This window comes from Flavobacterium sp. KH_001 (genome assembly GCF_057840745.1).
This window is the reverse complement of the sequence record NZ_CM174520.1, coordinates 2,842,429-2,856,793: the sequence shown is the minus strand read 5'-3', so window position 1 is coordinate 2,856,793 and position 14,365 is coordinate 2,842,429. Positions and strand designations below refer to the sequence as shown.

The window sequence follows — 14,365 nt, the reverse complement described above, 5'->3', positions numbered from 1 at the left end:
TATCATAGACTTAAATTCGGAATACGATGAAATTTAAATTTCTATTTTTATTTTGCCTTGCAATAGTAAACATTCAGGCTCAGATAACAAAAAAACCTGTAGCAAAAAAAGCTACACCAACAAAAACAGTAGCCAAAACAGTTGCTAAAGCAGATCCAAATGATGGTATTTTTGCTACAATTGCTACAACAAAAGGAGATATTGTTGTTTCTTTAGAATATGTAAAAGCTCCTGTTACGGTTGCTAACTTTATCTCTTTGGCAGAAGGTAAAAATCCTAATGTTAAAGTCGAAAAACTAAAAGGAAAGCCATTTTACGATGGATTAAAATTCCACAGAGTTATTAACGATTTCATGATTCAGGGTGGAGATCCTGATGGAAATGGTTCTGGAGGACCGGGCTATGCTTTTAAAGATGAGTTTAGAGAAGAATTAAAATTTGACAAAGGCGGTATTTTAGCAATGGCAAATTCTGGCCCTGCTACTAACGGAAGCCAGTTTTTTATCACACACAAAGAAACACCTTGGTTAAATGGTAAACATACTATTTTTGGACATGTAGTTTCCGGAATGGACAATGTAAATAAAATTGTTCAGGACGATATCATGACAAAGATTACGATTACTCGCAAAGGTGCCGCAGCCAAAAAATTTGATGCCGTAAAAGTTTTAGCTGATGACGTTAAAAAAGAAGAAGCTAAAAAACTTGAAGGTCAAAAAGTGATCAAAGATAAAGCAGCTTATTTTGCAGCAACAAAAGCAAAAGCGACTACAACAGCATCTGGTTTAAAATATGTGATAACACAAAAAGGAACTGGTGTAAAAGGTGCTGATGGATCAAACATTTACTTTCACTATGCAGGTTATTTTGAAGATGGAAATCTTTTTGACAGCAGTATGTCAGGTGTAGCAAAAGCCTACGGTAAATACGATGCCAGCAGAGATGCACAAGGCGGATATAAAGCTTTTCCTTTTACAGTAGGAAAAAAAGACGGAATGATTCCTGGGTTCATTGAAGCGCTTGACATGATGACTGACGGACAAAAAGCAATTTTCTTCCTGCCATCCAATTTAGCTTATGGAGAAAAAGGTGCCGGAGGTGTAATTCCGCCAAACGCTACTTTAATTTTTGAAATTGAAACGTATCAAAATCAACCTGTGAAGTAATTCATTCAGATTATTTTAACCAAAAATACAAAGCCATCAAATCACAGAATTTGGTGGCTTTTATATTTTAATTCCTTTTTATCATTCTGAGAAATATTCAATTTACACTTTAATGAGATCTTAAAAAATAGATAAAGAATAACGTTTACCTCAATTTTATGCTAAATCACAAACAAAATAGCTTACCTTTGCCGGCTTAAATTTTTTAAAAAATAAATTCAGATGTCACAAAACAATGTATTAAAAGGAGTATTTTTAGTTGCTTTAGGAGCTACAACTTACGGAATGTTAGCCACTTTTGTAAAAATGGCCTATTCTGAAGGATATACCACTGCCGAGGTAACAACTTCTCAATTTGTTTTGGGGATTATTGGAATTCTGTTAATTAATACTTTTCAAAAAATAAAGCACAAAGACAAGGTGGTAAAAGCTACTCCAAAGAATATTTTTAGCTTAATGCTGGCTGGTACTTCTTTAGGAATGACAAGCTTGTTTTATTATTTGGCTGTAAAATACATTCCAGTTTCTATTGGAATCGTTTTATTGATGCAAACTGTTTGGATGGGCGTTTTACTAGAGATGATTTTAGAAAAAAAACTACCTTCAAAACAAAAAGTAATTGCTGTTTTTATTGTCCTTATCGGAACTGTTTTGGCTACTAATATCATCAATAATGATATACAATTAGATTGGAGAGGACTGGCTTGGGGAGTAATGGCTGCGGCTTCTTTCACTACAACTATGTTTACCGCAAATCGTGTTGCTACTGAAATTTCATCAGCACAGCGTAGTTTGTATATGCTTTTAGGAGGCGCCGTAATTGTTTTTTCATTTGCATTTGTTACTCAGGTAACGCCATTTAATCTGGAGATTTTTATGAAATGGGGAATTGTGTTATCTCTATTTGGTACTATTATTCCACCAATGCTTATGAATGCAGGTTTTCCATTAACCGGAATTGGTTTAGGAAGTATTGTTTCTGCTTTAGAATTACCCGTTTCAGTAATGATGGCTTATGTACTTTTAAACGAAAAAGTTATCTTTTCTCAATGGGTTGGAATTGTTTTAATTATCCTGGCGATTATTATAATGAATGTAAATTTTAAACGTAAACATTAGTTCATTTTACATAGTATTAAAAAAAAGCTTCTTGTAATGTTATAATTGTTAATTTTTTTATAAATTCGTGATAAACAATACGATATCATGAACTTACCCTGGCATTTATATTTAATGGCTTTTTTGTATATAATTGCTGGAATTAATCATTTTAGAAGACCCGGAATGTACATTCGAATCATTCCGCCCATATTTAAAAACCCCAAATTAATAAATACTTTAAGTGGAGCTGCTGAAATACTTTTAGGCGTTCTCCTACTGTTTCCTTTTTCAAAAAGATTTGCTGCATGGGGTATTATAGCATTACTGATTGCTATATTTCCTGCTAACCTATTCATGTTTCAAGATAAAAAAGCTGGTTTCGGCTTGCCAAAATGGATTTTATTTGTACGTTTGCCCTTACAAATTGTTTTGATTTATTGGGCTTACCAATATACATTCTAACATTAACCATTAAATTATTTTACTATGAAAAAATTATTTGCAGAATTTTTCGGAACCTATTGGCTGGTATTTGGAGGTTGCGGAAGCGCGATTTTTGCTGCCGGAATCCCTGAATTAGGAATTGGATTTGCGGGTGTAGCTTTAGCTTTTGGTTTAACGGTTTTAACAATGGCTTACGCTGTTGGGCATATATCGGGCGGACATTTTAATCCAGCCGTTTCTTTTGGTTTATGGGCTGGTGGAAGATTTCCGGCAAAAGATTTAGTTCCCTATATTATTGCACAATGTGTTGGTGCAATTGCGGCAGCAGGAACTTTGTACACAATTGCTTCAGGAAAAGCCGGTTTTGCTATTGATAATACTAAAGCCGGAGCATTTGCATCGAATGGTTTTGGGGCTTTTTCTCCAGATGGATACTCACTATCATCAGCTTTTATTGCTGAGTTTGTATTAACCTTGTTCTTCTTACTAATCATTTTAGGAGCAACCGATAAATTTGCAAACGGAAGATTCGCCGGCATCGCAATCGGATTAGGTTTAACTTTAATTCACTTAATAAGTATTCCAATTACCAATACTTCTGTAAATCCTGCAAGATCATTATCACAAGCCGTTTTTGTTGGTGGAGAACCACTATCTCAGGTTTGGTTATTTTGGGTTGCACCAATTTTAGGAGCAATTGTCGCTGGTTTTATTTATAAGTCATTGCTTCAAAATCACGACGCAGCGTAATTTTTTACTCAATTATAAAATTTTAAGAGAAAATCAGATATATTTATATTTGATTTTCTCTTTTTTATTGCTTTATATTGATGAATGGCTTTCTTTAAAATTGCATTATCATGAATGATATTATTGCTTACTTCAGTACAATTCCATCTTCACACCGAAGCTTGATTCTGGTTGGAGGAATTACTATTTTTTGGTTAATTGAAAATACGTTCCCTTTATTTCAGATGCCATACCGAAAATGGCATCATGCGGGAATCAACTTTTTTCTGACACTCACTACAATTATCGTCAATTTTGTTTTGGCTTTTATCCTGATTAAAACCGCTAGCTGGACGACAGAGAATCATTTCGGAATTCTGCATTGGTTACCCGAAATTCCTATTTGGCTGTACACTATTGTTGGATTGCTTCTTTTGGACTTAATTGGCGCTTATCTGGCACATTTTATTCAGCATAAAGTGAAATTTCTTTGGCGCTTTCATCTTATCCATCATACTGATATTTGGATTGACACTACAACAGCAAACAGGCATCATCCTGGCGAGAGTATCATTCGTTTTTTATTTACCACTGCAGGCGTCTTAATTGCAGGAAGCCCGATGTGGATGGTTTTTCTTTATCAATCCTTATCTGTAGTTGCATCTCAGTTCAATCATGCCAATATTTCACTACCTAACAAGTTAGATGTCTTTCTGAGTTATTTCATTGTTTCTCCCAATATGCATAAAGTTCATCACCACTATGTTTTGCCTTATACAGATAGTAATTATGGTAATATTTTCTCTATTTGGGATCGGCTTTTTGGTACTTTTACCACGTTACCAAAAGAAGAATTAATTTATGGAGTTGACACCCATATGGCGGCCGAAGAGCACAACAAATTGAAAAATCTGCTACAAATTCCGTTTCAAAAATCAAGATCAATAAAAAACAGTTAAAATCATTAAAAAAAACATCCCTGATCGAACCAACTAATTATTTTTTTTATTAATATTGATACTTAAATTGAAAATCAATCTATTAATCATTAACCCCTATTTTGAATTAATTTTCACGTGATGAAAAAGAGTAACCGCAAAGAGTTGAGCTGGGAACAAACAGAAAAACTTGTTTCGCTAGCCTTGGAAGAAAGAAATCCATTTGAAATTATTAAAAAAGAATTTGGATTGGCAGAAAAAGAAGTTTTGGAAATCATGAAAAAGAAAATGCCGCTTGAAAAATTTGAAATGTGGAAAAAGAAGGCAATTGCAAATAAACCGAAACCAAAACCAGTTAAAATAGACGATTTTGATGAGGATTTGGATGGTAAATATTATATAAAGAACAAACTCGACTAGTATAAAACTCCTGTAATTCAGGAGTTTTTTTTATTTTTATATAAGTATTGTAACAATTTTCCATTTTATCAGTCAAATACACATAACTAAACGCGAACAAATGAAAAAAATTATTTACACCTTAGCTCTAGCTGTAACACTATGGAGCTGTAAAACGGGTAGTACATCAGGTGCTGCAAAAAGCAATACCGTAGATGTAAACATCAATCTTGTCGATGTAAAAGACGATAAAGTTTTGGTAACTGTTACTCCTCCTGCAATTAAAACTGACGAAATTATCTACAGTATCCCAAAAACAGTTCCGGGAACTTATTCTACAGATAATTACGGAAAGTATTCAGATGGTTTTAAAGCTTTTGATGCTAAAGGAAATGAATTAACGGTAAAAAGAATTGACGATAATTCATGGTCTATCTCGAATGCAAAAACATTAAAAAAGATTACTTATTTAGTAGGAGATACTTTTGATACCGAAAAAGGAACCGGATTTGGTAATGACGATGTTTTTTCGCCAGCAGGAACTAATATCAATGCAGGAGTTAATTTCATGGTTAACACGCATGGTTTTGTAGGCTATTTTAAAGATAAACTAGATGTTCCATATAATGTTACGATTACTCATCCTGAAACATTATGGGGAGCAACTTCAATGACTGATGAAGATGCAAGTAAAACAAGTGACGTTTTTAAAACTCCTCGTTATGCTATTTTGGTAGAAAATCCAATTATGTATTCTAAGCCAGACTACACTACATTCAACGTTAACGGAATGGATATTCTGATTGCTGTTTATTCTCCAACAGGAAAATTTACTGCAGAAAGTATTACTCCGGAAATGAAAACGATGATGACGGCTCAGAAAAACTTTTTAGGAAAAGTAAATGCTACTAAAAAATATACCGTTTTATTGTATTTATCAAGCATGGCTAAAGATGATGCACATGGTTTTGGAGCTTTAGAGCACCCAACGGCAACTACAGTTGTTTTGCCTGAATCAATGCCAAAAGAAAAATTAGTAGAATCGATGAAAGATGTTGTTTCTCATGAATTTTTCCATATTGTGACTCCGCTTACCATCCACTCAAAAGAAATTCAGTATTTTGACTATAATGCACCTCAAATGTCTGAACATTTATGGATGTATGAAGGTGTAACGGAATATTTTGCAAATCTTTTCCAAATCAATCAGGGATTAATTAATGAAGCAGAATTTTACACTCGTATAGCAGACAAAATTGAACAGGCAAAAGGCTTAAATGATACAATGTCGTTTACTGTAATGAGTAAAAATGTTTTAGAGCAGCCTTATAAAGATCAATACTTAAACGTATATCAAAAAGGAGCTTTAATCGGAATGTGCATTGATATTATCATTAGAGAGAAAAGCAACGGAGAAAGAGGTATTCTTGATTTAATGCATAAATTAGCTAATGAATATGGTGTTGAAAAACCATTTAATGACAATGAACTTTTTGCAAAAATTACCCAATTGACTTATCCTGAAGTTGGTGAATTCTTAACTAAATATGTGGCTGGAACCACTCCAATTCCTTATGATTTTTATTTAGCAAAAGTAGGCGTAACAAAAGCAACTGAGAAAAAACCAGGATCAATTTTCATTAAAGGGCAAACTCCTTATATTGGTGTTGACAAAGCAACGAAAGCGATTAGTGTACGTGCTGATATTGACCTGAACGTATTCTTTACTAATTTAAATCTTAAAGGTGGCGATGGAATTGTTTCTATTAATGATAAAGCATACAACTTAGATAACATTTATGATTTAATTGGAGAAAGTGAAAACTGGAAAGAAAATGATCCTATTACAGTTAAAATAAAACGTGCCGGTGTTGAACAGACTATCAAAGGAACTGTGAAATTACCATACGAAGAAACAGAAACTTTTAAAGCAACAGACGCATCTAAAGAGAAACTTAAAAATGCATGGTTGAAAGGATAATTTCTTTTAATCAATAAAGAAAAAAGCTCCAATCAATAGATTGGAGCTTTTTTTATTCTCATTTTTTATCAGAAACGACAATATTGCGCTTATTTCTTTACCGGAAATTTCCAGGCAAATTCATCTTTTTCATTGATGATTGCCCCAATTTCAAACTTCACTACTTCATCAAACTCCGTTTGAAGAATAAACCAATTGTCTTCATTGAAATAGTTTTCGAAAGTATCAAAAGTTTCCTGAGTGTATTTTGTAATTCCTTTTGTTGCGAAATCTTTCTTCACATCTGCAATTTTTCTTCCGATAATCTTGAATCCGAAAACCTCTAAATCATTGCTTGATGCTACTAAATAACCTAATTTCAGTTCTTCTTCTTCATAAAATGTCAATCTGATTTTATGTGAATTGTACACAAAAATAACATTATCATCTTCGTCTTTATAATTTTTATCAGGTTTGCCAAAAACAGCTGTAACATCATTTTGCTTCATTCCGAAAAGCAATTTATCAATTCCTGATTTTAGATTTATTTTCATAATACGTATCTTTTATTTGAGGTGCAAATTTCGTGAAGTTTTTTCAAAATCTGTCACGTTTGTCTTTTTATTAATTTTGATAATTCTTCTTGTTCGGTTTACTACTCATATAAAACGTGATTTTTCCACCATTCATAACATCTCCATGTTTTAGAAAAGGTTTCGATAATTCTTTTCCGTTTAAAAGTACTTTGCTCACAAAGACATTTTTATCCGACTGATTTACTGTTTCAACTTCAAATGTTTTTCCGTTTTCTAAATTAAAAATAGCATTCTTAACCAACGGACTTCCTAATGCATATTCGTCAGAACCAGGTGCTACCGGATAAAATCCTAAACTGCTAAAAATATACCAGGCGCTCATTTGCCCGAAATCATCATTTCCTCCTAAACCGTCTGCACCATTTCGGTACATTTTTTTCAGGATCATTCTTATTTTGTCTTGTGCTTTCCAAGGAGAATTGGTCCAATTGTATAAATACACAACGTGGTGCGAAGGTTCATTTCCATGAACATAATTCCCGATGATTCCTTCTCTGGTAATATCTTCTGTATTCTCAAAATATTTGTCCGGCAAATGCATATTGAATAACGAATCTAAACGAACATTGAATTTGTCATTTCCACCCATCATCTTAATCATTTCGGCCGGATCCTGAGGCACGTACAAGCTGTAATTCCATGAATTTCCTTCAATGAAACCTTGTCCGTGTGTATCTAATGGATCAAATTCTTTTTTGAAAGTTCCGTCATTTAATTTAGGACGCATGAAACCTGTTTTGGCATCATAAACATTTTTATAGTTTTTAGATCTTTCGATAAATTCCTTATAGATTTCGGTTTTTCCTAATTTCTTCGCGGCCTGTGCAATCGCCCAATCATCATAAGCATATTCTAAAGTTTTTGAAACCGAAGAACCATTTTTATCTTCAGGAACGTAACCCATTTTCATATAATATTCCAATCCGTCATAATAAGGTACTTTTGCTGTGTTCACACAAGCCTGAAGTGCTTTTTCCGGATCAAAATTAGTATTACCTTTTACGATAGCATCAGCCACTACAGAAACCGAATGATAACCAATCATACACCAGTTTTCATTAGCATAATGCGACCAGATGGGTAACATTTTATGCACACTTTGCTCCGAATGTGCCAGCATCGAACTCACCATATCTGAGTTTCTTGTTGTTTGGACAATATTAAAAAACGGATGTAATGCCCTGTAAGTATCCCATAAAGAATAGCTTGTATAATTCTTAAAGTTATCTGCTTTATGAACGTTCATATCCAAACCTTTATAATTTCCATCTAAATCCATGTATTCCGTTGGACCTAAAAAGGCGTGGTACATGGCAGTGTAAAAATTGACATAATCTTCTTTTTGAATGGCGTCAATCTGAATTTTATTCAACTCATTATTCCACACTTCCTGACTTTGTTTTTTTACTTTTTCAAAATCCCAGCCTGGAACTTCTTTCTTCATGTTTTCTAACGCTCCTGCAGAACTCACTGGAGATAAAGCCATTTTTATTTTGATTTTTTCTCCTTCTGCGGTATTAAAGTCAAAAAACAATTTTAGATTTTGACCTGCCATTTCCGGGAAATTTTTGGTTTGATCAAATCTTCCCCAAAAACCTCTGTAAACACTTTTTTCCTGTGCAGCTTGTCCGTAACTCTTAATAGGCTTACTGAAAGACATTGCAAAATAAACGGTTCTCGTTCTTGCCCAACCGTTTGTTTGTCTATATCCGGTAATTAAAGTATCATTTTCCACTCGAACAAATGTCCATACATTCTTTTTATCGTAATTGTAAATTCCGGAAGTTAAATCCAGAATAATATGCGCTTCGTCCGATTTTGGAAAAGTATATTGATGCATCCCAACGCGCGTTGTTGCTGTCAATTCTGCTTTGATGTTATGATCTTCTAGAAGAACGCTGTAATAAGCGGGTTCAGCCTTTTCGGTTGTATGAGAAAATGCAGAACGATAACCAGAATGTGGCTTTGAAGCCACTCCCGGATTCAATTGCAACTTACCTGTTGTCGGCATAATTAGAAAATCACCTAAATCAGAATGTCCTGTTCCGCTGAAATGAGTATGACTGAAACCAACGATCGTTTTATCTTCATATTGATATCCTGCACAATATTTATAAACCTCACCGTTGTATTTTCCGTTTAAGCCATAAGCAATCGTATCTGTTTCCGGGCTTAATTGCACACTTCCAAAAGGCACTGTTGCACCAGGATAAGTATGTCCCATTTTCGCCGTTCCAATCATGGGATCTACATACTGAATCAAATTTCGTTTTTCAGTTGTTTTTTTCTGAGCATTGGCAACATATCCAAGCATTAAAAATGACAATCCAAAAAGAATTTTTTTACAATTTACTCTATTCATTGGGTATTTTATTTAATCATTATTTTTTGAATAAAACAATATCAGGTATTTACTAAAACGTTTTATCAATACTTTTAGGTTAGAAAAATACAATAAAATATGCTTTTTAAAAAATATAAATTACTCTGAGCTTAAAACGTTTTAAATATCTTTGAGTTACTAAAAATGTAATCCCATTCATGAAAAATTATATTTTCATTCTGCTTCATTTAACTGCGACATTTATATATGCTCAAAAAGTCGAAAGTTACAGACTTACAAAAGAGCAAATTACAGAAAGAGAACTGGACGGCGTTTCAGATTTCCCAATATATAAAGCTTTTGAATACAGTGACAAAGGCGGCGTTTACGAATTGCTTTTATGTGAGAATCAAAAAACAATTAGTAAAAAAGATACTTTAAATACTAAAATTCAAGCCATTTGTACTATCAATGATCATGGTGGTTTTCTCGAAAAATGGCGAATAAACGATCTACTTGAAATCACAGAACCACAAGAAACCAACATCTGGTTTTGGACAAAATATTGCAGTACTAAAGATCTTGATGGAGATGGTTATATTGAACCCATTATTATTTATGGAGCAAAAAATGAAGACGACGAAATAAGTCGAGTGAAAATCATTACCGTTTATAAAAATAAAAAATATGTAATTCGCGCAGTTGAATGTGTTTTCGATGAATGCAGGAGTTTTAAAAAAGATGCGAATTGGAATTTATTACCGCAGAAAATAAAAACTTATGTAGATAAACTAGTCGATAAAATAAGAAACGAGCAGGGGTTATTATTGAAAGATGGGTAGAAGATTAATGACAATGACAATGACAATAGCAATGGCAATGACAATGGCAATGGTAATGTCAAATTCAATTTACTTTACTCCTAAACTGGACTGAAGTCCAGCCCTACAATATTTTTAGAGCCTACGGCTCTTTTTTATAACTTTCCCTTTAGATTTTCTTTTACTTCGTTAAACCATTCTTCTTTAAGAATACTTAAAACTATTGAATCACGACGAACCTCGCTGTTTGCAGTTGGCATATGGCTTCTTAAAACGCCTTCGACTTTGCAGCCGATGCTTTTCATGGCGGCGATACTTCTTTCGTTGTTATTATCGGCACGGAATTCTACACGCTCCATTCCTAAGGTTTCGAAAGCAAATTGAAGTAATAAGAATTTACAATGTTTGTTAAGACCGGTTCCTCTAAAGGCAGAACCGTACCAAGTGTAGCCTAATTGTAACGTTTTATATTGAAGCTGAATATCATAAAAACGAGTCGAACCTGCATACTTTTGAGATTTTTTATCGAAAACGATAAATGGGAATTCTCTTTTTTCTTCTCTTGCTTTTAGTGCCGACTCAACATAATTAATGAGATTTTCTTTTCCGTCTGCCCCTACTAAAGAATATTTCCAGGTTTCTGGTTCGTTCACGGAGATATCCAATAGATTTTCGATATCGGTGCGTTCTAGTGGGCGAAGTAAAACCATTTCGTCTTCGAGTACTACATTTTGAGGAAAATTCAAATTCATGTCTATACTATTTTGGATGAATACAAAGAAACAAAGTTCTTTTAAACATTGACCATATAAAAGGTCAAAAATTACCTTATAAAAATTAAAAATCAAGTTTTACAACAAATCTTACCTGTACCGATTTAAGTCAAAAATTAACAGAATTTAACTTATTAACATTCAATAATTTATTCTTTTTATTTCGTTAATTTCGCAGTAAAATTCACTAGCCAATTATTTAAAGCAAAAAATTAAGTTTCAACTACAAAAGCCAAACCATGAAATCAAACCCATTTTTAATACTTCTCTTTGTTTTTTTTACTGGATTTTATTCTTATTCGCAAAATCAGAATAAAACAAGCCAGTCGAAGGAATTTAAGGTAGAATTTGAACAGTTTACATTAGATAACGGACTAAATGTAATTTTTCATATTGATCGATCTGATCCGGTTGTTGCTGTCGCTTTGACCTGTCATGTAGGATCAGCCAGAGAGACTACAGGCCGTACTGGATTTGCCCATTTATTTGAACATTTACTTTTTCTCGAATCAGAAAACTTAGGAAAAGGAGGCCTTGATAAAATGAGCGCACGAATTGGTGGCTCTGGTGCGAATGGTTCAACAAGCAGAGATCGTACGAATTATTATCAAACAGTACCTAAAGATGCTTTGGAAAAAATGATTTGGGCCGAAGCCGATAAACTGGGTTATTTTATTAACACCGTAACAGATCCTGTTCTTTCCAAAGAAAAACAAGTAGTTAAAAATGAAAAAAGACAGAGTTACGATAATAGACCTTACGGAAATACCTTTGCCGTAATTGATAAAAATTTATATCCTGCTTCACATCCGTATAGCTGGGAAGTTATTGGTTCTTTGGAAGATTTACAAAATGCCACGCTAGATGACGTAAAAAACTTCTACAATCGCTGGTATGTGCCTAATAATGTAACGTTAACCATTGCTGGTGATTTTGATACAAATCAAGCAAAAAAATGGGTGGAAAAATACTTTGGCGAAATAAAACGTGGCGTAGATATTCCGAATATGGAGAAGCAGCCTGTAACGCTTACAGCATCTAAAAAACTTTATTATGAAGATAATTTTGCCCGTTTACCGCAATTAACTATTACATGGCCATCTGTTTATAAATATCACCCTGATAGTTATGCCTTAGAAGTTTTGGCCAATTACCTTTCAAGGGGTAAAAAAGCACCTCTATACAAAACACTTGTAGAAGACAAAAAATTGACTGATGATGTCGATATGTCTCAATATAATTCTGAAATAGCGGGACAGTATTTCGTTCAGGTTACTGCTTTTGATAAAACAAATTTAAATGAAGTACAAAAAGGAATAAACGAATCGTTTAAAAATTTTGAAGCCGAAGGAATTTCACAACAGGATTTAAACAGAATTAAAGCCACACAGGAAACCGCCTTTTACAATGATTTAGCAAGTGTTCTGGGAAAAGGATTTCAATTGGCCCAATATAAGATTTATGCGGGAACGCCAGATTATATTAATCAGGATATAAAAAATATTCTTGCAGTAACTCCTGAAGATGTTATGCGGGTTTATAATACCTATATAAAAGGAAAACATTTTGTAGCTACGAGTTTCGTACCAAAAGGTCAGGCCAATTTAGTTTTGGAAGGTTCTGAGTTAGCTGTGCTTGAGGAAGAAAAAATAATTAACGGTAAAGAGGATACTTTTGATGCCAGTATTGCAGCTACGTATAAAAAAACACCTTCAGCTTTTGACAGAAGTGTAGAGCCTCCCTACGGAGATAGTCCTAATGTAAAATTGCCTGTGGTCTGGAAAAAGAAATTATCATCTGGTATAAACGTTTTGGGAATTGAAAACCATGAAGTACCTCTTGTTCAGTTTCAATTACAAATTAAGGGCGGAATGCTTTTAGAAACTGCAAATAAAATAGGCATTTCTAATATGATGGCAGAATTGATGACAAAAGGAACAAAAAACAAAACACCTGAACAATTAGAAAATGCAATCGAAAGTCTTGGTGCAGTAATTAAAGCCTATGCAACTGATGAAGCTGTTTTTATTAAGGGAAATACACTGGCAAAGAACTATAACGAAACAATGAAACTTGTTCAGGAAATAATACTTCAACCACGTTGGGATGCAAAAGAATTTGATTTGATCAAACAAAGTACTTTAAGTAAAATTCTACAGCAAAAAGCAAGTCCAAACGATATTGCAGACAATGAGTTTAAAAAAATAATTCACGGCGAAGCATCTATTCTGTCCAATAACAATATTGGAACCGAGAATTCTGTAAAAAACATTACTATTGAAGATTTAAAAAACTACTATACGAAGAATATTTCTCCCTCTGTTTCTAATTTTCAAATTGTTGGTGCCATTTCGGAATCAGATGCAAATAGTTCATTAAATTCATTAAATGAAGAATGGAAGTCGAAAGACATTATTATTCCTAAAATAGAAAGCACAAAAGGAGTAGCCAAATCAAAAATTTATTTTTATGACGTTCCTGATGCAAAACAATCTGTTATTCGAATAGGATATCTTGCTCTTGCCGCTACTGACAAAGATTTTTATCCTGCCAAAGTAATGAATTACCGTTTGGGAGGAGGTGGCTTTGCCTCTGAACTGACACAACAATTAAGAGAAGGAAAAGGATACACGTATGGTATTTCATCTATGTTTGAAGGTTCAAACAACAAAGGTTCATTTTCTATTGAAAGTGGTGTACGATCTAACATAACCTATGAATCAATTAGTTTGATAAAAGAAATAACAGAACAGTACGGTAAAAAATTCAGCAAGAGCGATCTTGATGTCACTAAAGACTTTTTAATTAAAAGTAATGCAAGAGCATTTGAAACTTTATCAGCTAAACTGAATATGCTTTATGAGATCGGCAACTATAACTTTCCAAATGACTATGCTAAACAGCGTGAAAACATTGTAAAAGGCATGACAATTGAGGAGATTCAAAAACTCTCTAATAAATATTTAAACGTAAATGAAATGTTTTATGTAATAGCAGGTGATGCAAAAACGCAGCTGTCAAAATTAGAACAAATTGGTTTTGGAGCGCCAGTTCTTTTAAATCCATCAACAGAAATGGCAAAAAATTAGAATCGCATATAAATAAAAACTGTCCC

At 33.5% G+C, this 14,365-nt stretch carries 12 protein-coding genes; 9 read left to right on the top strand and 3 right to left on the bottom strand.

Features of this window, described 5'->3' with window-relative positions; all coding sequences use genetic code 11:
* Positions 1-26: 26 nt before the first annotated feature.
* The 7 genes from AC3ITQ_RS12355 (at position 27) to AC3ITQ_RS12325 (ending at position 6,758) form a co-directional block, all read left to right on the top strand.
* Positions 27-1,166 (top strand): peptidylprolyl isomerase, encoded by a 1,140-nt coding sequence (locus tag AC3ITQ_RS12355; RefSeq protein ID WP_489234532.1) that lies wholly within the window; start codon positions 27-29, stop codon positions 1,164-1,166.
* A 222-nt stretch (positions 1,167-1,388) separates the two neighbouring features.
* Entirely contained in the window at positions 1,389-2,285 is an 897-nt protein-coding gene (locus AC3ITQ_RS12350; protein ID WP_489234531.1) for an EamA family transporter, read from the top strand.
* An 87-nt stretch (positions 2,286-2,372) separates the two neighbouring features.
* Entirely contained in the window at positions 2,373-2,729 is a 357-nt protein-coding gene (locus tag AC3ITQ_RS12345; RefSeq protein WP_489234530.1) for a DoxX family protein, read from the top strand.
* 24 nt (positions 2,730-2,753) lie between these two features.
* Entirely contained in the window at positions 2,754-3,461 is a 708-nt protein-coding gene (gene aqpZ, locus AC3ITQ_RS12340; RefSeq protein ID WP_489234529.1) for an aquaporin Z, read from the top strand.
* A 110-nt stretch (positions 3,462-3,571) separates the two neighbouring features.
* On the top strand, positions 3,572-4,399 hold the full coding sequence (locus AC3ITQ_RS12335) for a sterol desaturase family protein (RefSeq protein WP_489234528.1): 828 nt from the start codon (positions 3,572-3,574) through the stop codon (positions 4,397-4,399).
* Positions 4,400-4,519: 120 nt separating this feature from the next.
* Positions 4,520-4,798, top strand: coding sequence for a DUF2805 domain-containing protein (locus tag AC3ITQ_RS12330; RefSeq protein ID WP_042563191.1), 279 nt, complete (start codon positions 4,520-4,522; stop codon positions 4,796-4,798).
* Positions 4,799-4,898: 100 nt separating this feature from the next.
* Positions 4,899-6,758: a M61 family metallopeptidase gene (locus AC3ITQ_RS12325; protein ID WP_489234527.1), complete on the top strand. Its 1,860-nt coding sequence runs from the start codon at positions 4,899-4,901 to the stop codon at positions 6,756-6,758.
* 89 nt (positions 6,759-6,847) lie between these two features.
* On the opposite strand, the gene AC3ITQ_RS12320 is transcribed toward AC3ITQ_RS12325, so the two are convergent.
* Together AC3ITQ_RS12320 and AC3ITQ_RS12315 are read right to left on the bottom strand one after the other, a co-directional pair.
* Positions 6,848-7,291: a hypothetical protein gene (locus AC3ITQ_RS12320; RefSeq protein ID WP_489234526.1), complete on the bottom strand. Its 444-nt coding sequence runs from the start codon at positions 7,289-7,291 to the stop codon at positions 6,848-6,850.
* 70 nt (positions 7,292-7,361) lie between these two features.
* Entirely contained in the window at positions 7,362-9,647 is a 2,286-nt protein-coding gene (locus AC3ITQ_RS12315; protein ID WP_489238933.1) for a GH92 family glycosyl hydrolase, read from the bottom strand.
* Between the two features lie 227 nt (positions 9,648-9,874).
* On the opposite strand from AC3ITQ_RS12315, the gene AC3ITQ_RS12310 reads away from it, so the two are divergent.
* Positions 9,875-10,498 carry a M949_RS01915 family surface polysaccharide biosynthesis protein gene (locus AC3ITQ_RS12310; RefSeq protein ID WP_489234525.1) on the top strand — a complete coding sequence of 208 codons (624 nt, stop codon included), beginning with the start codon at positions 9,875-9,877 and terminating at the stop codon, positions 10,496-10,498.
* A gap of 134 nt (positions 10,499-10,632) precedes the next feature.
* Here AC3ITQ_RS12310 and AC3ITQ_RS12305 read toward each other — a convergent pair whose 3' ends face one another.
* Positions 10,633-11,229 carry a GNAT family N-acetyltransferase gene (locus tag AC3ITQ_RS12305; RefSeq protein WP_489234524.1) on the bottom strand — a complete coding sequence of 199 codons (597 nt, stop codon included), beginning with the start codon at positions 11,227-11,229 and terminating at the stop codon, positions 10,633-10,635.
* Positions 11,230-11,489: 260 nt separating this feature from the next.
* On the opposite strand from AC3ITQ_RS12305, the gene AC3ITQ_RS12300 reads away from it, so the two are divergent.
* Positions 11,490-14,339 carry a M16 family metallopeptidase gene (locus tag AC3ITQ_RS12300; protein WP_489234523.1) on the top strand — a complete coding sequence of 950 codons (2,850 nt, stop codon included), beginning with the start codon at positions 11,490-11,492 and terminating at the stop codon, positions 14,337-14,339.
* The last annotated feature ends 26 nt before the right edge of the window (positions 14,340-14,365 follow it).

Bases quoted from the DNA above. Each gene is read 5' to 3' on its own strand.
- AC3ITQ_RS12355 (WP_489234532.1), top strand. From the start codon at position 27: ATGAAATTTAAATTTCTATTTTTATTTTGCCTTGCAATAGTAAACATT.
- AC3ITQ_RS12350 (WP_489234531.1), top strand. From the start codon at position 1,389: ATGTCACAAAACAATGTATTAAAAGGAGTATTTTTAGTTGCTTTAGGA.
- AC3ITQ_RS12345 (WP_489234530.1), top strand. From the start codon at position 2,373: ATGAACTTACCCTGGCATTTATATTTAATGGCTTTTTTGTATATAATT.
- aqpZ (WP_489234529.1), top strand. From the start codon at position 2,754: ATGAAAAAATTATTTGCAGAATTTTTCGGAACCTATTGGCTGGTATTT.
- AC3ITQ_RS12335 (WP_489234528.1), top strand. From the start codon at position 3,572: ATGAATGATATTATTGCTTACTTCAGTACAATTCCATCTTCACACCGA.
- AC3ITQ_RS12330 (WP_042563191.1), top strand. From the start codon at position 4,520: ATGAAAAAGAGTAACCGCAAAGAGTTGAGCTGGGAACAAACAGAAAAA.
- AC3ITQ_RS12325 (WP_489234527.1), top strand. From the start codon at position 4,899: ATGAAAAAAATTATTTACACCTTAGCTCTAGCTGTAACACTATGGAGC.
- AC3ITQ_RS12320 (WP_489234526.1), bottom strand. From the start codon at position 7,291: ATGAAAATAAATCTAAAATCAGGAATTGATAAATTGCTTTTCGGAATG.
- AC3ITQ_RS12315 (WP_489238933.1), bottom strand. From the start codon at position 9,647: ATGCTTGGATATGTTGCCAATGCTCAGAAAAAAACAACTGAAAAACGA.
- AC3ITQ_RS12310 (WP_489234525.1), top strand. From the start codon at position 9,875: ATGAAAAATTATATTTTCATTCTGCTTCATTTAACTGCGACATTTATA.
- AC3ITQ_RS12305 (WP_489234524.1), bottom strand. From the start codon at position 11,229: ATGAATTTGAATTTTCCTCAAAATGTAGTACTCGAAGACGAAATGGTT.
- AC3ITQ_RS12300 (WP_489234523.1), top strand. From the start codon at position 11,490: ATGAAATCAAACCCATTTTTAATACTTCTCTTTGTTTTTTTTACTGGA.